Origin of the sequence: Chlorobaculum sp. MV4-Y (genome assembly GCF_025244685.1) — a bacterium.
Lineage (GTDB): Bacteria > Bacteroidota > Chlorobiia > Chlorobiales > Chlorobiaceae > Chlorobaculum.
On sequence record NZ_CP104202.1, the window covers coordinates 737,355 to 754,034 of the forward strand.

Annotated in this window: 24 protein-coding genes and 1 tRNA gene; 15 read left to right on the forward strand and 10 right to left on the reverse strand. The window is 55.1% G+C overall.

Features of this window, described 5'->3' with window-relative positions:
- Positions 1-19 precede the first annotated feature (19 nt).
- Together NY406_RS03495 and NY406_RS03500 are read left to right on the forward strand one after the other, a co-directional pair.
- Positions 20-859: an IS3 family transposase gene (locus tag NY406_RS03495; protein ID WP_260533150.1), complete on the forward strand. Its 840-nt coding sequence runs from the start codon at positions 20-22 to the stop codon at positions 857-859.
- Between the two features lie 395 nt (positions 860-1,254).
- On the forward strand, positions 1,255-1,746 hold the full coding sequence (locus tag NY406_RS03500; protein WP_260633361.1) for a PEGA domain-containing protein: 492 nt from the start codon (positions 1,255-1,257) through the stop codon (positions 1,744-1,746).
- A gap of 183 nt (positions 1,747-1,929) precedes the next feature.
- On the opposite strand, the gene NY406_RS03505 is transcribed toward NY406_RS03500, so the two are convergent.
- Together NY406_RS03505 and NY406_RS03510 are read right to left on the reverse strand one after the other, a co-directional pair.
- Positions 1,930-2,313, reverse strand: coding sequence for a response regulator (locus NY406_RS03505; RefSeq protein ID WP_260633362.1), 384 nt, complete (start codon positions 2,311-2,313; stop codon positions 1,930-1,932).
- A gap of 184 nt (positions 2,314-2,497) precedes the next feature.
- Positions 2,498-2,571 (reverse strand) — tRNA-Val (locus tag NY406_RS03510).
- A 166-nt stretch (positions 2,572-2,737) separates the two neighbouring features.
- On the opposite strand from NY406_RS03510, the gene NY406_RS03515 reads away from it, so the two are divergent.
- Complete coding sequence (locus NY406_RS03515) at positions 2,738-2,971, forward strand: hypothetical protein (RefSeq protein ID WP_260633363.1); 234 nt, start codon at positions 2,738-2,740, stop codon at positions 2,969-2,971.
- 18 nt (positions 2,972-2,989) lie between these two features.
- On the opposite strand, the gene NY406_RS03520 is transcribed toward NY406_RS03515, so the two are convergent.
- Positions 2,990-4,570: a thioredoxin domain-containing protein gene (locus NY406_RS03520; protein ID WP_260633364.1), complete on the reverse strand. Its 1,581-nt coding sequence runs from the start codon at positions 4,568-4,570 to the stop codon at positions 2,990-2,992.
- On the reverse strand, positions 4,503-5,117 hold the full coding sequence (locus NY406_RS03525; protein ID WP_260633365.1) for a thioredoxin domain-containing protein: 615 nt from the start codon (positions 5,115-5,117) through the stop codon (positions 4,503-4,505). The genes NY406_RS03520 and NY406_RS03525 overlap by 68 nt, the downstream gene beginning before the upstream one ends.
- Before the next feature lie 293 nt (positions 5,118-5,410).
- Between NY406_RS03525 and NY406_RS03530 the strand changes: the two genes are divergently transcribed.
- The 4 genes from NY406_RS03530 (at position 5,411) to NY406_RS03545 (ending at position 8,425) form a co-directional block, all read left to right on the forward strand.
- Entirely contained in the window at positions 5,411-6,265 is an 855-nt protein-coding gene (locus tag NY406_RS03530; RefSeq protein ID WP_260633735.1) for a bifunctional methionine sulfoxide reductase B/A protein, read from the forward strand.
- 100 nt (positions 6,266-6,365) lie between these two features.
- Positions 6,366-6,929: a DUF134 domain-containing protein gene (locus NY406_RS03535; protein WP_260633366.1), complete on the forward strand. Its 564-nt coding sequence runs from the start codon at positions 6,366-6,368 to the stop codon at positions 6,927-6,929.
- On the forward strand, positions 6,926-7,294 hold the full coding sequence (locus tag NY406_RS03540; RefSeq protein WP_260633367.1) for a NifB/NifX family molybdenum-iron cluster-binding protein: 369 nt from the start codon (positions 6,926-6,928) through the stop codon (positions 7,292-7,294). Before NY406_RS03535 ends, NY406_RS03540 begins: the two co-directional genes overlap by 4 nt.
- A 105-nt stretch (positions 7,295-7,399) precedes the next feature.
- Positions 7,400-8,425, forward strand: a complete 1,026-nt coding sequence (locus NY406_RS03545; RefSeq protein ID WP_411267097.1) for a zinc-dependent alcohol dehydrogenase family protein — start codon at positions 7,400-7,402, stop codon at positions 8,423-8,425.
- Here NY406_RS03545 and NY406_RS03550 read toward each other — a convergent pair whose 3' ends face one another.
- On the reverse strand, positions 8,426-8,785 hold the full coding sequence (locus NY406_RS03550; RefSeq protein WP_260633369.1) for a GTPase: 360 nt from the start codon (positions 8,783-8,785) through the stop codon (positions 8,426-8,428).
- A gap of 117 nt (positions 8,786-8,902) precedes the next feature.
- Here NY406_RS03550 and NY406_RS03555 point away from each other — a divergent pair, with 117 nt between their 5' ends.
- Positions 8,903-9,106, forward strand: a complete 204-nt coding sequence (locus NY406_RS03555) for a hypothetical protein (RefSeq protein WP_260633370.1) — start codon at positions 8,903-8,905, stop codon at positions 9,104-9,106.
- 294 nt (positions 9,107-9,400) lie between these two features.
- Here the strand turns inward: NY406_RS03555 and NY406_RS03560 are convergent, their stop codons facing one another.
- The 4 genes from NY406_RS03560 to NY406_RS03575 form a co-directional block, all read right to left on the reverse strand.
- Complete coding sequence (locus NY406_RS03560) at positions 9,401-9,955, reverse strand: TIGR00730 family Rossman fold protein (RefSeq protein ID WP_260633371.1); 555 nt, start codon at positions 9,953-9,955, stop codon at positions 9,401-9,403.
- Entirely contained in the window at positions 9,952-10,605 is a 654-nt protein-coding gene (locus NY406_RS03565) for a glycosyltransferase family 2 protein (protein ID WP_260633372.1), read from the reverse strand. Before NY406_RS03565 ends, NY406_RS03560 begins: the two co-directional genes overlap by 4 nt.
- A gap of 77 nt (positions 10,606-10,682) precedes the next feature.
- Positions 10,683-11,615, reverse strand: coding sequence for a chlorophyll synthase ChlG (gene chlG, locus NY406_RS03570; RefSeq protein ID WP_260633373.1), 933 nt, complete (start codon positions 11,613-11,615; stop codon positions 10,683-10,685).
- Between the two features lie 130 nt (positions 11,616-11,745).
- On the reverse strand, positions 11,746-11,928 hold the full coding sequence (locus NY406_RS03575) for a hypothetical protein (RefSeq protein WP_260633812.1): 183 nt from the start codon (positions 11,926-11,928) through the stop codon (positions 11,746-11,748).
- Here NY406_RS03575 and NY406_RS03580 point away from each other — a divergent pair.
- The 7 genes from NY406_RS03580 to NY406_RS03610 all read left to right on the forward strand — a co-directional run bounded on the left by NY406_RS03580 (position 11,885) and on the right by NY406_RS03610 (position 16,342).
- On the forward strand, positions 11,885-12,346 hold the full coding sequence (locus NY406_RS03580; protein WP_260633736.1) for a hypothetical protein: 462 nt from the start codon (positions 11,885-11,887) through the stop codon (positions 12,344-12,346). The genes NY406_RS03575 and NY406_RS03580 overlap by 44 nt on opposite strands.
- Entirely contained in the window at positions 12,346-12,837 is a 492-nt protein-coding gene (locus NY406_RS03585) for a GNAT family N-acetyltransferase (RefSeq protein ID WP_260633374.1), read from the forward strand. The genes NY406_RS03580 and NY406_RS03585 overlap by 1 nt, the downstream gene beginning before the upstream one ends.
- A gap of 34 nt (positions 12,838-12,871) precedes the next feature.
- Complete coding sequence (locus NY406_RS03590; protein ID WP_411267098.1) at positions 12,872-13,495, forward strand: LysE family translocator; 624 nt, start codon at positions 12,872-12,874, stop codon at positions 13,493-13,495.
- Positions 13,496-13,621: 126 nt separating this feature from the next.
- Positions 13,622-13,864: a type II toxin-antitoxin system Phd/YefM family antitoxin gene (locus NY406_RS03595; protein ID WP_260633375.1), complete on the forward strand. Its 243-nt coding sequence runs from the start codon at positions 13,622-13,624 to the stop codon at positions 13,862-13,864.
- Between the two features lie 68 nt (positions 13,865-13,932).
- A complete protein-coding gene (locus NY406_RS03600; protein ID WP_260633376.1) occupies positions 13,933-15,513 on the forward strand; it encodes a D-alanyl-D-alanine carboxypeptidase family protein in 1,581 nt (526 codons plus the stop codon).
- Between the two features lie 21 nt (positions 15,514-15,534).
- Positions 15,535-15,990, forward strand: a complete 456-nt coding sequence (locus tag NY406_RS03605; protein WP_260633377.1) for an acyl-CoA thioesterase — start codon at positions 15,535-15,537, stop codon at positions 15,988-15,990.
- Positions 15,991-16,039: 49 nt separating this feature from the next.
- Entirely contained in the window at positions 16,040-16,342 is a 303-nt protein-coding gene (locus NY406_RS03610; RefSeq protein WP_260633378.1) for a Dabb family protein, read from the forward strand.
- Positions 16,343-16,490: 148 nt separating this feature from the next.
- On the opposite strand, the gene NY406_RS03615 is transcribed toward NY406_RS03610, so the two are convergent.
- Entirely contained in the window at positions 16,491-16,679 is a 189-nt protein-coding gene (locus NY406_RS03615) for a 4Fe-4S binding protein (RefSeq protein WP_129052019.1), read from the reverse strand.
- Position 16,680 lies beyond the last annotated feature (1 nt).

A 16,680-nucleotide genomic window follows, 5' to 3' on the forward strand; every position in this document is an offset into this window, starting at 1 on the left:
GCTCTCGGAACGACGCTCCATGGTTGAGAAAGAACATAGCGGTATCAGCATGCAACGCCAGTGCGACCTGCTTTCGATCCACCGATCAGGCCTGTATTATCAGCCGATAAAGACCTCGAAGCTGAATCGTGAGCTCATGCGGCTGATTGATGAGCAGTACCTGCTGAGGCCATACTACGGCGTTTACCGTATGTGGCAATGGCTGAGTATGGACAAAGGCTACAAGATCAACCTCAAACGGGTACGGCGGCTCTATCGCCTTATGGGTCTGGAAGCCATCGGCCCCAAGCCGAACACCTCGAAACCGGCGCCGGGCCATAAGGTCTATCCGTATCTGCTCCGGGGACTTGCGATCAAGCACAGCGACCATGTTTGGGCAACTGATATCACCTATGTGCCGATGGCCCATGGATTCATGTACCTGATGGCCATCATCGACCTGAAAAGCCGCTATGTGCTGAACTGGTCGGTGTCGAATACCATGGATGCCAAATGGTGTGCCGAGGTCTTGCTTGAAGCCGTGCGGTTGCACGGGGCACCCAAGATTCTCAACACCGATCAGGGCAGCCAGTTCACCAGCGAGGTCTTTGCCGAAGCCGTCATCACAGAGTCCAAGTCTGCACTCTCCATGGATGGCAAAGGCCGAGCAATTGACAACGTCTTCATCGAACGGTTATGGCGGAGCGTCAAGTATGAGTACATTTACCTGAACCCACCAGCCGATGGTCTCGAACTCTACAAAGGCCTGAAGCATTGGTTCAACGACTACAACACGGTTCGTCGCCACAAAGCGCTTGATGGTCAGGTTCCGGCAAAAGTCTATTCTGCCAATAAACGACTGATTCCGAAAGCCGCATGAACAAACTTATTTTCTCTCGATAGCTGTCCTATAACTGGGGAGTACCTCACTAATTATTTCCCGATACCCGTGCCGTTCCGGGCATCGATACGGTCGATGTCACCAATATCGATATGGTTCCTCTGGGTCACAGCTACTTCGCAAATTCACGGCTAGTGCTTTCGGACATCTATTCAATCATGAAAGAAGGGCTAAACGCCAAATCCCGTTTTTCTCTCGCTCCCATAGAATATATTCACGGGGACAAGAAGCAGATTTACTGGATTTTCGAGAAGTGAGGGATAGGGACATGATCTGTTGTGAATGCTTGGAAGCATTGTGTTACTATTCAGTCGTAAATTTTCATAAGTAATATTTTGTGTAGTACCTTTTATCAACCAGAAAACAGGAAAAAAATGAAATTCAAAACCCTTGCCATCACTGGTTTCGCTATTTTCTTATCCTTTGCTTTTACAGGATGTGGAACAATTACCAGAGGAACGACACAAGCTCTTGTCGTTGAATCTGATCCTCCAGGAGCTGACGTTGAACTTTCGAATGGATTGAGAGGTAGAACTCCGGCCAGTTTCAATGTAAAGCGCAAAGAAAATCTGGTTGTTAAAATAAAGAAAAATGGTTATGAGCCTGTAGAGGCAAATGTTACCTCTGAAGTAGGGGATGGTGGTGGAACAGCAATGGCAGGTAATATTATTTTCGGTGGCTTGATCGGAGCAGCTATTGATGGAGGAAATGGATCAAATAAAACATTAAGGCCGAATCCTGTATCTGTAAAGTTACTGCCAATCGCGACAAAGGATACTTTGCAGGAGCAACCTTCTCAGTCAGAGCAACCTAGAAAAGCAGAGCAGTCATCTAATACAAAGAAAACTCATAAAACAAAACAATAAAAAAGTTTTATTTTCGTTATGCGTTTGAAACGTATTTTAATCTCTAAGGGTCTAATTCCCCGAAGCTTGCGGCGAGGATCCGTTATTAAAGCTTGATACAATGGCGATTTTTGCCATGGGTTTAAGCAAGCTGATAAATAGTTGTTGATCCGGCAACAACTCCAGTTGCGTGCCGGATCGATTTTATGATTTTTTGCCGCCGACAATAGCCTTATTGATGGCCGTAACCATGGTGTCAAATCTGATCGGCTTTTTCAGCAGACGAACGATGTTACACTTTTCCATATCTTTCGAGCTATTCATATCCTTCTCGTAACCGGTCATCAGAATAACCGGCAAATCGGGTCTAATGGAGTAAATTTCAGATGCCAGTTTGATTCCGGTCATTTCTGGCATAGTCAAATCCGTAACCACCACGTCGAACTCTTCTGGTGATTGCCGGAAAAGCTCAAGCGCATTGCGGGAGAAGCTGTCTGTCAGTATTCTGCGGCCAGTTGCATTGGCTTCACGTTTATTACTTCGATTCTCGTTTTTTGTCGTAAAGTCACAAGGCGTTTGCTGTCCCATCTTTGAGCTGAAGAGTTTGGAAGATGTCTATCCAACACGGTATCTGAACCAGAGAATGCGATTTTCCTTTGGAGGGGGGAATTTTCGTTATATTTGAAAAAATCTGTAGCGTCTGACGCAAACGTTGACGAGTCGAGGAGGTGCTGAGCGTTGAGATCGGGCGAAAAAGGCAGGGAAGGATTTGTGGACAATGTAGGATTCGAACCTACGACCTTTCGCGTGTGAAGCGAACGCTCTAACCAACTGAGCTAATTGTCCTCAAAAATGAGGAGGTAATGTAGGATTTGGCGACCACTTTTGCAATGGCTTGTGTGATTTTTAAGGTGACCCGGTCTGTTTTTTGCTGATCCGGGCCGGTGAAGATAGCTTCAGGAATGCGTGAAAAGATATTTCACTTCCAACGTCAAAACCAAACCACTCAAATATGGAACAGGAACCAATTCAGGGGAATGTGCTGAAGACCGCTGCGACCGTCGCGGGGGCCGGAGCGTTGTTGTCACCGGCCGGTCTGCCGATTTTGCAGGGAATTGCCGGTATCGCCGTTGTCGGTCTCGGCATCTTTGCCGCCGGAACCGCCGCGATGAAGGTCGGCGAAATGATCTCCGGCGGGTTCGGTCAATCCAAACCGCAACAGGAAGACGATTCGCCTTTCCTCTGATTTTCAGCGCAGGCGATTCTATTTGAGGCTGCCAAGCGCGGCATCGAGTGATTCAGGATCACGGATGGCGGGCTGGCAGCCTCCGCCGGCACAGAGATATGCCGCCGGTTCCCCATTGTGCATTCTCCCGATTGCTGCCGCTTCAGGCAGCAACTCTTCACATGTTTCATCAGCATAGATCAAGGTCAGCTCCGGCCGGTTTTGGCGGAACGCCGTCGAAAGCAGCTTCGTCAATGCCGGATCGCCGCGTTTGCCCGCGAAGATGATCTGTACGGGCGGCGCTGTCGCGACTTGCCTGGCGACAAGCAGCAGCGGAAGCGCTGACGGGTTGTCGTCGAGCGTGCTGCTGAAGTGGCGAATGGTGCGCAGAGCGATGATGCGCAGCTCGTCACGCCCGGTGATGGCGGCAAGCCTCAGATAGTTGAGTGCGCTGACCGAATTGGCCGACGGCTCAGCGTTGTCGTTGTCCTCGATCATGCGCAACGGCACGCTCTTATCGTCAATCGCCGTGCTATAAAAAACGCCCGCTTCCTGGTCAAAGAAGCGCTCGATCTGGGCTTCGGCCAGTCGCATGGCTGCGCGCAACCAATCGGCCTCGAACGACGCTGAGTAGAGGTCGAGCAGCCCCTGAATCAGGCATGCGTAGTCGCTTGCCTTGCCCTCGATTGCCGCTTCGCCGTCACGGTACCTGCGGAGCAGTTTGGCGGATTCGTCGTCGTACAGCGTTTCGAGAATGAAACGTGCAGCCCGTTCGGCAGCTTCGAGCAGCTTTTTCTCGCCGAGAATGAGTGAGCCTTTGGCCAGGGCGGAGATCATGAGGCCGTTCCATGCGGTCAGAATCTTGTCGTCGAGGCCCGGCCTTGGGCGGTGTAATCTCTCCTCAAACAGCTTCTTGCGTGCGCTGTCGAGTTGCCGGGTGACAATGTCTGTCGTGAGTCCAAAACGCCGGGCCAGCTCGTCGTCCGATGCTGTCCGGATGAGAATGTTTTTGCCGGTGAATTCGCCATGCGGATCGAACGGCGCGTTGCCTTCACTCCGGATTCCGAAGGCCGAGATGAAAAGCGTCGCCTCTTCGGGGTCGAGCAGTCCGGTGATCTCCTGTTCAGTCCAGAGGTAGAATGCGCCTTCGCGCTTTTGGCCGCTGCCGCCGGGGTCGGGGCTGTCGGCATCCTCCGCCGACCAGAACGCCCCTTCGGGCGAGGTCATGTCGCAGAGCACATAGTTGAAGATGTCGCGGGCGGTGTCGGCAAACAGCTTCTTGCCGCTGGCCTGGTACGCTTCGAGGTACGAGGCGGCGAGCTGGGCGTTGTCGTAGAGCATCTTCTCGAAATGGGGCACGTGCCAGAAGCGGTCGGTCGAGTAGCGGGCGAATCCGCCGTCGCCGAGTCCCGAAACGCCGAGATGGTCGTGGATGCCACCCTCCGCCATTTTGCGCAGCGTCAGGAGCGCCATGTCGAGTGCGTGGGGGGTGGCGGTCGCGGCGGCGTGGCTGAAGAGAAAGGAGAGTACCGCCGGTCGCGGGAACTTCGGCTCACCGCCGAAGCCCCCCCCATTCGGCGTCGAAGCCGCGCTCAAGCGCTGCGAGGCAGGCGCTCGCATGTTTGTCCGTCACCTCGTCCGTCGCCGCCTGCGGGCGGGTGAGGTCGATGAGCTGATCCATGATCGATCCTGCCGAAGCCAGCAGCCTCTGACGGTCGTGCTCCCAAAGGTTTGCGAGATGTTCGAGCACTGAACGAAACGATGGCATTCCCCAGCGATCCGTGTCGGGGAAATAGCTGCCGCCGAAAAAGGGCTTGAGGTCGGGGGTCATCCATACCGACATCGGCCAGCCGCCCCTTCCGGTTGTCGCCTGCACGAAGAGCATGTAGAGATGATCGACGTCGGGGTGCTCCTCGCGGTCGAGCTTCACCGGCACGAAATGGCGGTTGAGCAACGCTGCCGTCTCCTCGTTTTCAAACGATTCATGCTCCATGACGTGGCACCAGTGGCAGGTGGAGTAGCCCGAGGAGAGGAAAATCGGCCGTCCGGATTCTCTCGATTTCTTGAACGCCTCTTCGCTCCAAGGATGCCAGTCAACGGGATTCCACGCGTGCTGAAGGAGGTAGGGACTTTTCTCGTTGATGAGCTTGTTTGGCTGCTTTTCCATGAACGTCAGGTTTGATTGTGTCCGTTGTTTGTACAACGCATGTTCTTTTCCTGAGCGTTCACAAGCCGGAAACAATATGCAGCGCGGCGAGGTTTAGGAGAGTTATGAAGTATGAATGAGAATAGTGGCGTGGTGACTCGTCCGCGTCGTCCACTCTGTTCACAGCGATTTTAAAAATCATGTCGTTCAGAATCGTTTCCATCATTCTGGTTTTCTTGCTGGCGAGCTGTGGGGCCAGGCCGGTGGAGACGGCTGCGTCTAAGGCGGAAACGGCTGTCAAGAAGGAGGGTTCAATGACTTACAAGGAGCTTACCCCTGAAGAGAAGCGGGTTATCATCGACAAGGGGACCGAAAGGCCATTCAGTGGCAAGTACTACCTGAACAAGGAAAAAGGGGTGTACCATTGCAAACAGTGCGGCGCGGCGCTTTTCCGGTCGGATGCCAAGTTCGATTCGGGCACCGGCTGGCCGAGTTTCGACGATGCCATTCCGGGCGCGGTCAGGCAGGAGAGCGACCGGGACGGAATGCGGATCGAGATTCTCTGCGCAAACTGCGGCGGCCACTTGGGGCATGTTTTCTACAATGAAGGCTTCACCTCGAAAAACGCCCGCTATTGCGTCAACTCGGTGTCGCTCTCCTTCGAACCTGCCGACAAACCCGCCACGACGACTGAAAAGGCGGTATTTGCAGGTGGATGTTTCTGGGGCGTCGAGTACCACTTCAAGAAGACGAAGGGAGTGCTCTCGACCACGGTAGGCTACACTGGGGGCAAAACCGCTCATCCCACCTACGAGCAGGTATGCACAGGCCGCACCGGTCATGCCGAGGCGATCGAGGTGGAGTTCGATCCGTCTGTGGTCACCTATGAGGAGCTTGCGAAGCTCTTTTTCGAGATTCACGATCCTACGCAGGTTGACCGGCAAGGCCCCGATGTCGGCGAGCAGTATCGTTCGGCAGTGTTCTACCAGAACGAGCAGCAGAAAAAAATAGCCGAGGCGCTGATCGAGCAGCTTAAAAAACGAGGGTACGATGTGGTAACCAGTGTAGAGAAGGGCGGTGAGTTCTGGCAGGCGGAGCTGTACCATCAGGATTATTACGAAAAGACAGGCCATAAGCCCTACTGTCACATTTATCAGAAGCGGTTTTAAGTTTGCCTTGAACCTTTTTCTGAGAGCGGGATGCTTGACATCCCGCTTTTTTTATGTTATGTTTTTAGCATATGCTAATAATCTTGATTGCAAAACAACCATGCCGAGACCGATGAAATGCAGGGCTATCGCCCAGGATCCCGAGTACCGTTCATTTGGGCCGTATTGTTCTGGCAAGCACGGCGCGGATTCGCTGGTGATGAGCTTCGACGAGTTCGAGGCGATCCGGCTGGCCGACGTGGAGGGGTTGTATCAGGAAGAGGCTGCCCGACAGATGCAGGTTTCGCGCCAGACCTTTGGCAATATCCTGGCTTCGGCGAGGAAAAAACTGGGCGAGATGCTCGTGCAGGGAAGAACGTTAAACGTTAAAGGAGGAAATATCATGATTTCACAAGAGGAAAGAATTTTTGGATGTGCCGCCTGCGGTTACCAGTGGTCGCTGCCCCACGGCGTTGCGCGACCGGTGGAGTGCCCGACCTGTTCGAGTCAAAACATTCACCGTATGTCGCCCGGCGGCGGCTTTGGCGGCGGACGGCGCGGCGGAGGAAGGTGCCGGGGATTCCGCACCGGGCTTGAGCAGCGCACTGGCAATGGCGAAGGGCGCTGCCATGGCAACGGTCAGGGACGGATGAGATGCAATTGCGAAAAGGGAGGTGAGGCATGAAGATCATCATTCCACTCGACGAGTACAGCGGCCCGGGTTCGCAAGTGTGCGATCATTTCGGTAGCGCGCCATTTTTCGCGACTGTCGATATGGCTGCGGGTGAGGTTCAAATCATCGACAATCAGAACGCGCATCACGACCACGGTCAGTGCACCCCGGCCGACAGCTTCGCGGATATTGGTGCCAACGCCATCGTGGTCAAGGGGATCGGCGCGAGGGCGGCAGCGAAGATGCAGAGCCTCGGCATCGAGATTTACATGGTCGGATCAGCCCGGACGTTGGTCGATGTGATCGAACAGTTCGGCAGCGGCATCCTCAAAAAACTCGAAGCCCAGCAAGCCTGTCAGGGTCATGGATGCCATTGAAGAGATGATGAATTAAAAATTGAAGATTGAATAGGGCGGGCCTTTGTGCCTGCCCTTTGCTTTTTTGCGTGGCTTTTGTGAAGTTTTGGAAAAGGAGATGCCATGATGAAAGCAATGGTGCTGGAGCGGGTTGTTGATCTCTCACTTGAGCTGCAACCGCTGGTTCTACGGAAGTTACCCATTCCCGAGCCGGGGCCGGAGGAGATTCTGTTGCGGGTCGGCGCGTGTGGCGTCTGCCACACGGAGCTTGACGAAATCGAGGGGCGCACGCCGCCGCCGCAGTTTCCGGTGATTCCGGGTCATCAGGTCGTCGGACGGGTTTTTGCCTGCGGCGATGGCGTCGCGGGCATCGAGACTGGCAGCCGCCGCGGCGTGGCGTGGATTTACTCTTCATGCGGCCGGTGCGACCTCTGCCTCTCCGGTCACGAAAATCTCTGCACAGAGTTCCGTGCGACTGGCCGCGACGCTGATGGCGGCTATGCGGAGTACATGGTGGCTCCGGCGGCGTTTACCTACTCCATTCCCGATTGCTTCACCGACGCCGAAGCCGCGCCGCTTCTGTGCGGCGGCGCAATCGGCTACCGTTCGCTGATGCTTGCCAATCTGAAAAATGGTCAGGCTCTCGGCCTGACCGGGTTCGGCGCATCGGGCTATCAGGTGCTCAAACTTGCGCGTTATCTCTATCCCGACTCCCCGATTTTCGTCTTCGCCCGAAGCGAAAAGGATCGCGAATTCGCCCGATCGCTCGGAGCAGAGTGGGTCGGTGAAACCACCGCCGAACCGCCATCGCTCTGCGATTCCATTATCGATACAACCCCCGCATGGTTGCCGGTGCTCTCCGCGCTTGAACGGCTCCGGCCCGGCGGACGGCTCGTGATCAACGCGATCCGCAAGGAGTCACGCGACAGCGAACTGCTTGCGGATATTTCCTACGAACAGCATCTCTGGATGGAAAAGGAGATCAAAAGCGTGGCCAACATCACGCGCGCCGACGTGTCCGCCTTCATCGACATCGCCGCCCGAATGGGATTGAAACCCGAGGTGCGGAGCTATCCGCTCGAAGAGGCCAACCGCGTCCTGCTCGACCTGCGTCACGGAAAGGCAAGCGGCGCGGCGGTGCTCATTCCGTAATCAGGAGGTTTTGGCAACCTCTTCTCTGACGGTTTCGATCAGATCGTCGAGATCGGTAATGGCGTCGATCCGCTCTTTGCTCAGCAGTACCTCGATGTTGTCGCTTTTGCGGAGGATGACAGGGTAGTCAAATCTGAGATCGTACCTTTTCTCGAACTCATCCCGGTGAAAAAACTCCATCGGCAGGCCGATGCTTGTGCGGAACTCCCTCCAGCGCTCCTTTTCGCCGAGCGTGTCCTGGGTCAACTCGCAGAGGCTGCATTTGTAGGTTGACGGACTGAGGGTTTTGTGCCCGGTATCGAGCAGAGTGCCGACCGCTCCGCTGTTGGTGCTGTAGATGAAAATCAGTGAAGTTGCCATGATGTAAACCATTGTAGCTGTTCGCCGTTTCTTGATCTGTCTATTCGGGTAACGCCTGCGATTACGGAAACGATCCGTTCAGGCAGGTTTTGCCCATAACCAATTATCTGCAAACCGATGGGCGCAGAAACGACCTTCACGACGGAGATGCTCGGGAAGTTCATCGATCTCTATCCCAATGGCGGCGGCTTCGAGGGCGGCTTCAACGACTGGATCGGCAGTGAGTTCATCACCTGGCTCAACACGTCAAACCCCTGCTGCAATCTGAACCTGATACCAATGCCGGGCGGCGGTTACATCGACAACGTTCCGCCGGGGTAGGTAATAGGGGATTGTTGTCTCGAAAGGAAAGAGAGGTACGCTTTTTTCGTGTCATTCTGAGTCCGACGAAGTCGGGCGAAGAATCCGGAAAAGCCAGGTAAAATATATTAAATCAGTCAATTATCGAGCTATTTGAAAAAAAAGCTGGATTCTTCACTTCGTTCAGAATGACAAGAATGCGCAAGATCAAAATGCTGTTGTGAATCTCTTTTAAGACCTGCATTCATGCCAAAGAGTCTGTCTCGAAGCAAAATCGAGTCAGACTCTTTTCTCTTTTCTCGCGTCGAATCGCGATCAGACGCAGAGGTTCTGCTTGTCGATCAGCGCGAGCACCTCTTCGGCGGAGTTGCAGATGTCGTAGAACGAGCGGTAGCTCTCTCCGACCATCTTTTCGGCGGCGATGCGCTCGAAGAAGTGCAGGAGCTGATCCCAGAAGCCGTCAACGTTCAGAAGAATGATCGGTTTCTGGTGGTGGCCGAGGTGCTTCCAGGTGAGGATTTCGAGGAACTCGTCGAGGGTACCGAAGCCGCCCGGAAGGATCACGAAGGCGTCAGCCCAGCCGGTCAGCAGCATCTTGCGCTCGTGCATCGTTTCGACGACGCGAAGCTCGGTCAGCCCGTAGTGGGCGACCTCGCGCTCTTCGAGAAAGCGCGGAATGACGCCCCTGACCTGACCGCCGCAGTTCATGACGGCGTCGGCAGCGCATCCCATCAGCCCCACGTGTCCTCCACCAAAGACCATGCCGATTTTGCGTTCGGCCAGTCCCCGGCCCAGCGTTTCCGCTTCGTTGAAATAGGCGTCCGGCGCGCGGTTGCTGGAGCTGCAATAGACGGTGACTGAGCGGATCATGGCTTGGCTGGTTTGTAGGTTCTGGTGATGCTGCCGGGTGAGCGGCGGTAGATGTAGCTCTCCGGCTGGTCGATTTTCAGGACGCGGTGTTGTTCCGAGGCGCGTTCCCAGAGGTCGGTGTCCTCGGCGTAGTCGAGCGCCCGGAATCCGCCGATGTCGAGGAACAGCTCGCGCCGCCCGAACATCGTCGCTCCGGCGATGCACTCCCTGACGTGAATCAGTTTTTCCGGATTGTTGCGATCCCGCACCCACGGGTCGCCCTCGCAGACAAATCCGCCCGAAAGCAGGCTGGTCTCAGGCATCGATTCGAGCAGGTGGAACCGCGATTCGAGGTGCTCCGGCAGGTAGAGGTCGTCGCTGTCGAGAAAAGTGGCGTAGCGACCGAAAGCGGCCTGAATTCCGGCATTCCGCGACAGGGCAGCCTTGCGGTTCCGGTGCTTCATGTAGCGGATGTTGGCGTGCTGGTTGAGGTATCCGTTCACGATCTCGAAGGTTTCATCCGAACTGCCGTCGTCCACGACGATCAGCTCCCACTCCGTGAAGCTTTGCGCAACGACGCTCCCGATGGCCTCGGCAAGCAGCGGGGCGCGGTCGAAGGTTGGCAGGATGACCGAGATGGCGGGGCGGATGTCGAAGTGTGGCGTCTGCATGGGCGATTTTCAAGGTTCTCCGACGAGCTGTACGAAGATTTCGCGCGAGCGGGGGCGGTTGGTGTGATCGCTGTAAATCACGGGTTGACCGATTTGATGGCGAAGGCGCACACCATCATGCCCGCAACGAGGAAGTTCTGGGCGATGGCGTTGTAGCGCACGTCCATCGTTCGCGGCGAGCGCACGAGGCTGAATTGCAGGAAAAACTGCGGTACGACGAGCGCCGCCGTTACCCATCCGTAGGTCGCTTCGCCGATCATGAACATGTAGCCCGCCGCCATGAGCTGGCCGAGGTCGATCAGCATCGCCGCGATCAGTGCCGCCTTGCGTTCGCCGAAGACTGCCGGAAGGGTGTGGATGCCGACTTGCCGGTCGCCCTCGATGGACTTAAAGTCGTTGATGGTCATGGTGCCGGTGCTGGCGATGGTGTAGAGCGTGGCCACGATGAGCGACGGCGTGATGGCGTGCAGCGAGAAGTCTGGACGGTAGGCGATTTCGCCCGCCACCCAAGGGATGACGAGGTACGAAACCGCGACGATGATGTTGCCTGCCCAGAGCCGCTTTTTGAGCTTGATCGGGTTGGCGCTGTACAGATGCGCGTTGATGATGCCGACGACGACGTAGAGTGCGATGAGCGGATGCACCAGCCAGCCGACGACGACCGAGAGCATCGACCAGAGCGCGATGAGCAGCGTGGCGCTCCGGAGCGAAATCGCGCCGCCGGGAATCGGGCGGTTTGGCTCGTTGATTTCGTCAAGGTCGCGGTCGAAGTAGTCGTTGAGCATCTGGCAGGTGCCGGTGGCCAGGGGGCCGGTGAGCAGCACGGCGAGCCAGAATTTGATTTCGCCGAGCTGCTGCCAGCCGAAAGCACCGCTGGCGATTGCGCCGCAGATGAAGCTCCAGACGACCGGAATCCAGGTGACCGGCTTGAGGAACCGCACGAAGAGGGCGATGCTGGAAAGCGGCTCGGGCGCGCGGCGGCCCTGAACGAAGGGCTTGCGCCTGCTCATTCCGGAGGACGCGGATTCCTGGGTTGTATCGAAAGAGATGTTGTCCGGAGAATTGTTGCTCACCCGTGAGGTATTCGGTTGGTCAAAACTCAAAGCCTGAAAATAACATGTAAATCCAAGGAATAAAACTTCATGCGGCAAAACGGCTGATCTCTTTGCATTTAGCGCCGTGAGCATCCTCGTCATTTTCGGGATCGCTTGCATGGCAGAAGAGTGGGGCGTACATTTTAGCAGAAAGTTTCAGAAAAATCCGCGAACCCTTTATGCCCATGCCGTTTTTCAAGTTTATCAAAGAGATAAAACAGAGCTTCATGCTCCATCCTGTTGCAGCCCACTTCAGTAACGGAGTGATTCCTGTCGCCGTGCTCTATCTTGTGCTGTTTTTTCCGACCGGCAATCCGTTTTTCGAACATACGGTTGTCCATCTGCTCCTTGTTTCCCTCCTCGCCGTGCCGTTTTCGTTCTATTCCGGTATCCGGGACTGGAAAGCCAAATACAAGGGAGCAAAGGCTCCGGTATTTCAGACCAAGATCAGACTCTCGATTCTGCTTCTGGTGGCGGGCATTCTTGCCGCTGCGATTCGTCTTGCGGTTCCCGACGTGATGCATGAGGGCGGCCTGCTTTTCTGGTTGTATGTGGCTACTCTGCTTGTCATGTTGCCCACGGTTGTGCTTCTCGGCCATCATGGGGGCAAGCTTGCCGCCGGACAGCGTTCCGAGCGGTTCCGCTGATGCCGGTTGAATTGCTGCCGCTCTGTGCGGACGACATGGCGGAGATGGCCGCGATTTTCAATCACTACGTCGAGCACAGTTTCGCGACCTACACCGAAACGCCGGTCAGCGTCGAGCGCTTCGGGTCGCTCATGAGTTTCAGCCCCGGCTATCCCGCATTCGTGGCGCGTGATTCCGATGGCTCGATGGCGGGCTTCGGCCTGTTGCGCCCTTACAGCCTGATTCCGGCGTTTGACCGCGCTGCCGAGCTGACCTGTTTTCTCTCGAAAGGAAACACGGGCCGGGGGATTGGCTCAGCCATTCTGCAAGTGCTTGAATCCGGAGCGGCGGAGCTGGGCATTGAGACCATCGTGGCGACGGTCTCCTCGCTCAACGAAGAGAGTCTGCGCTTCCACCGCGCCCGAGGATTTGTCGAACAGGGACGGCTTGTCGGTATTGGATCGAGAAATGGTCGAAAGTTCGATGTCGTCTATCTCCAAAAAATACTTTGACTGCTAGAGTTAAAAGGAACGCAAACGTATCGCGATAATTGATCTTCAGACGCTGCTTCTCTTTTTCCCGGCGGCCCTGCTGCTGGCGCTTTCGCCGGGGCCGGACAACCTGTTCGTGCTTGCGCAATCCGCACAGCATGGCCGGCCTGCCGGTTTTGCCGTGACCTTTGGGCTTTGCACGGGTCTGGTCGGCCACACCCTCGCTGTGGCGTTCGGACTTGCGGCTATCGTCAAGGCGTCGGTGCTTGCCTTTACGGTGCTGAAGATCGCAGGGGCGCTCTATCTGCTCTGGCTCGCCTGGCAGGCATGGCGGGCAGGCGGTGAGGTCGGCGAGTCGAAGACGCCTGCCCTCAGCGGAATCGAACTTTATCGGCGGGGGATTGTGATGAATCTCACCAACCCGAAGGTTTCGCTCTTTTTCCTCGCCTTTCTTCCCCAGTTTGCCGATCCCCGCCACGGTTCGATGACCACGCAGTTCATCGAACTGGGTGCCCTCTTCATTCTTGTCACCCTGATCGTTTTCGCCGGATTGAGTATGGTTGCCGGTGGGCTCGGAGAGCGTTTCCGCCGTTCACCTGCCGCACTCAGACTGGTCAACCGCGCCGCTGCCATGATTTTTACCGGACTTGCCATAAAACTGGCCATAACCGAGCGCTAAATAACCTTCTGTTATCGGTGATTATCGGCGTGTTTTCCTTTTGTTTTTCTGTACAAAAAACGTACAATAAAAAGTTAGCTATTTGATACTACTATCCTATCAATGATTCGTCGGGAAAAAGTGTGCATGAGCAAGATTGATCTTGTTAGCGATATCAGACCACTTTCGGAGTTCAGGGCCAATACGGCGGAGCTGATTACGCAGGTCAGGAAAACCGGGCGTCCGCTGGTTCTTACCCAGCACGGCAAAAGCGCAGTGGTGTTACTTGATGTCCGTCATTACCAGTCGATGCTATCGGCTTTCGAGCAAATGCATGGCTTGCAAAGCGGCGCTGAAGTCTCAATCATGACCGGTGGCGAGAAGTCATGAAAAGCGTTGGGCAGTTCTTTGATGTGTTATTTAATGCCTTTTGATGTCTTTTTTTCTCGTGAATTGTCGTGTTCTCTTTGTATCCTTTCTATACCAATGAGTTAGTGCCTATATGTAATGTGCCAGCCCGCAAGGGTTGGTGTGACTGCCAACACAAGAACGTACAGCCGATGTCAGCACATATCCTGAATTCCTATGATCCCCGGAAGCGGGGCGCAGGCGGCGCAATGGGCAGGCCGCATGGTCGTTTTCCCGCCAAAAGAAAAGTGCTTTTCGTATTCCTTGCCTTTTTTGTTCTCACGCTGATTCCGCTGCCGGTTTCGGCTAAAAGGGTACCGGCTCCAAAGGGTGAGGAGGCGGTTGCGGCCTATATCGTAAAGGAGACTGGCAGTTCGGAATTCCTGAAATCGAAAGAGGTCGATACACCGCGTTCGCCCGCGAGCCTGACCAAAATCATGACCTGTCTGTTGGCCATCGAAAGTGGCCGTATGAATGATGTGGTGACGATTCCTCTTGAGGCGACGCAGGTTGAGCCGACCAAGGCAGGTTTTCAGCCGGGAGAGCAGATCCGGCTGCGAGATTTGGTGAAAGCCGCCATGGTCAACTCGAGCAACGATGCCGCTTTTGCTATTGCCATTCACCTCGGCGGTAGTCTCGATGCGTTTGTGGCGACGATGAACGCCCGTGCTCGCGCGCTCGGGATGAACCATACTTTTTTTACCAATCCTGCCGGTTATGACCGGGGTATTTATGCCGGTAACCGTACGACGGCGAGGGATCTTATGATTCTGACGGAACGCGCGGTCAGGTATCCAGAGTTCAATGCGATTGCAAAACTGGACAGGGTTACTTTCAATGAGCTTTCCACTGGTAAGATTTACAGTCTTCATACTCACAACAAGCTCCTTGAACGTTATCCGTATTCTGTTGGTATCAAGACCGGTTATACCTCAATGGCAGGCCCCTGCCTTATTGCAAGGGCGTTGAGGGATGGTAAGGATATGCTCATTATCATGCTGGGCGCCCGGACGGATCGCTGGTCACTGGCGTCTACCATGTTCGATCAGGGCTTCGGGATTGATGCAGGCCCGGTTCAGGTTGCGGAAACTGCTGTGAAATCTCCCCGGAAGGTTGCTGTTGCCGCTCCGGAGGATTCTCATTCAAACGTGATCGCCAGGCGCGCCAGGGCGCTTGAGGCGCTGAGGCTCAAGGTCGAGAGCCGCCGTGACCAATCCGCAGTAACGGAGATTCGCGGAATGAGCATGGATATTCGTCCGTCAGGCGCGGCCTCTTCGGTAAAAGCCCGCCTGGAAAAGCGGAAAGCTTGTGCGGCCATCAAATCGCGCGGCAAGTCAAGTCGTGCTGACAGGATAGCGCTCAAGGCGAGCAAGAAAGCTTCGGCCAGGAAGCAACAGCTCGCAAAGGCGAAAGAGCGCAATCTCAAGAATAGAGTCGCGCTGAAATCTGCGAAGAAGAGTGAGTCTCGCAAAGTGGCTCTCAAGTCGGCCAACAAGGAGCGTCATGCGATCAAGATGGCTCGAAAGGGCGCTGCCAGGCGTTCGACTGCCGATGCAAAATCGGCAAAAAGCCGCAGCGGGAAAGAAGGGCTTTCTCTGTCGGAGAAAGCCGATCGTTCTCCGAATGGGTGAGGGGAGCTGCATTTGAGAAGTGTGTTTACCCATACCTTTGAAGTTCCCGGATCGTCGATCGACGGGTACGGGCATGTCAGCAATATCGAATATCTCCGGTGGATGCAGGATGTCGCCACCGCTCATACCGCTTCCGAAGGCTGGACGCTCGACCGTTACCGGAAAAGCCGTGCCATATGGGTCGTTCGCCGCCATTCCATTGATTATCTGATGCCCGCATATGCCGGTGACCGGCTTGATCTGCACACCTGGATCGAGTGGGTCAGGGATTGTCAGTCGGTGCGCCGCTATTTGTTGACCAGAGAGGGAGAATCGCGTGCTTTCGCCAGAGCTGAAACCCTCTGGGTGTGTGTCGATCCGGAGTCAGGACCCCCGAAACGGGTGCTGGAAGACTTCATTCAGGCTTTTGAGCTGGTCGTCGGTGGCGAGGCCGAAGCGCTTCGTATCGTCGGCAAAACGCCCGAATCAGCAAGCTGATTCAGTTTTCGACCGCAGTTTATGTCAACTTCCAGTCAAATATCGAGTCATGGTTAAGCATATCGTGATGTGGCGTCTCTGCGACGAGGCGCATGGCAATAGCGCTGAAGTCAATGCCTGTCTCATCAAGGAAAAGCTCGAAGCGTTATCCGACAGAATTCCCGGACTGCTTTCGATAGAAGTGGGACTCGACTTCAGCCGTACCGACAGCTCTGCAGATGTGGTTCTCTATTCGGAATTCGTCAACAAGACAGCGCTTGAAACCTACCAGAGTCATCCCGAACACGAAGCCCTCAAACTCTTCATCGGCGGTGCAACGCGCGAAAGGCGATTGGTGGATTACGAGTGCTGAGTTATGACGTGCAGGAAACGGCGAGAAGCTGTTGTCCCGGTTGCATGAAAAAGCGTTTTTGTCTCTTCTTAGATTGCTTTTACAGCCAATAAAAAAAGAGGCCGTTGAAAAAGCCTCTTTTTTTATCTGGAAAACAGAGGGGGGTGAATCAGCCCTGAACGATGCACTCTGCCGGGCAGACAGCAACGCAAGCAGGAGCGTCAGCAAAACCGGCGCACTCGTTGCAGGATGCGGCATCGATAACGTAGATCTCGCTGCCAGCGGAGATAGCGTTGGTCGGGCATTCGGGTTCGCAAGCACCGCAGTAGGTGCATTCTTCGGTGATATACAGTGCCATA

Bases quoted from the DNA above. Each gene is read 5' to 3' on its own strand.
- NY406_RS03495 (WP_260533150.1), top strand. From the start codon at position 20: ATGGTTGAGAAAGAACATAGCGGTATCAGCATGCAACGCCAGTGCGAC.
- NY406_RS03500 (WP_260633361.1), top strand. From the start codon at position 1,255: ATGAAATTCAAAACCCTTGCCATCACTGGTTTCGCTATTTTCTTATCC.
- NY406_RS03505 (WP_260633362.1), bottom strand. From the start codon at position 2,313: ATGGGACAGCAAACGCCTTGTGACTTTACGACAAAAAACGAGAATCGA.
- NY406_RS03515 (WP_260633363.1), top strand. From the start codon at position 2,738: ATGGAACAGGAACCAATTCAGGGGAATGTGCTGAAGACCGCTGCGACC.
- NY406_RS03520 (WP_260633364.1), bottom strand. From the start codon at position 4,570: ATGCGAGCGCCTGCCTCGCAGCGCTTGAGCGCGGCTTCGACGCCGAAT.
- NY406_RS03525 (WP_260633365.1), bottom strand. From the start codon at position 5,117: ATGGAAAAGCAGCCAAACAAGCTCATCAACGAGAAAAGTCCCTACCTC.
- NY406_RS03530 (WP_260633735.1), top strand. From the start codon at position 5,411: ATGACTTACAAGGAGCTTACCCCTGAAGAGAAGCGGGTTATCATCGAC.
- NY406_RS03535 (WP_260633366.1), top strand. From the start codon at position 6,366: ATGCCGAGACCGATGAAATGCAGGGCTATCGCCCAGGATCCCGAGTAC.
- NY406_RS03540 (WP_260633367.1), top strand. From the start codon at position 6,926: ATGAAGATCATCATTCCACTCGACGAGTACAGCGGCCCGGGTTCGCAA.
- NY406_RS03545 (WP_411267097.1), top strand. From the start codon at position 7,400: ATGAAAGCAATGGTGCTGGAGCGGGTTGTTGATCTCTCACTTGAGCTG.
- NY406_RS03550 (WP_260633369.1), bottom strand. From the start codon at position 8,785: ATGGCAACTTCACTGATTTTCATCTACAGCACCAACAGCGGAGCGGTC.
- NY406_RS03555 (WP_260633370.1), top strand. From the start codon at position 8,903: ATGGGCGCAGAAACGACCTTCACGACGGAGATGCTCGGGAAGTTCATC.
- NY406_RS03560 (WP_260633371.1), bottom strand. From the start codon at position 9,955: ATGATCCGCTCAGTCACCGTCTATTGCAGCTCCAGCAACCGCGCGCCG.
- NY406_RS03565 (WP_260633372.1), bottom strand. From the start codon at position 10,605: ATGCAGACGCCACACTTCGACATCCGCCCCGCCATCTCGGTCATCCTG.
- chlG (WP_260633373.1), bottom strand. From the start codon at position 11,615: ATGAGCAGGCGCAAGCCCTTCGTTCAGGGCCGCCGCGCGCCCGAGCCG.
- NY406_RS03580 (WP_260633736.1), top strand. From the start codon at position 11,885: ATGCCGTTTTTCAAGTTTATCAAAGAGATAAAACAGAGCTTCATGCTC.
- NY406_RS03575 (WP_260633812.1), bottom strand. From the start codon at position 11,928: ATGAAGCTCTGTTTTATCTCTTTGATAAACTTGAAAAACGGCATGGGC.
- NY406_RS03585 (WP_260633374.1), top strand. From the start codon at position 12,346: ATGCCGGTTGAATTGCTGCCGCTCTGTGCGGACGACATGGCGGAGATG.
- NY406_RS03595 (WP_260633375.1), top strand. From the start codon at position 13,622: ATGAGCAAGATTGATCTTGTTAGCGATATCAGACCACTTTCGGAGTTC.
- NY406_RS03610 (WP_260633378.1), top strand. From the start codon at position 16,040: ATGGTTAAGCATATCGTGATGTGGCGTCTCTGCGACGAGGCGCATGGC.
- NY406_RS03615 (WP_129052019.1), bottom strand. From the start codon at position 16,679: ATGGCACTGTATATCACCGAAGAATGCACCTACTGCGGTGCTTGCGAA.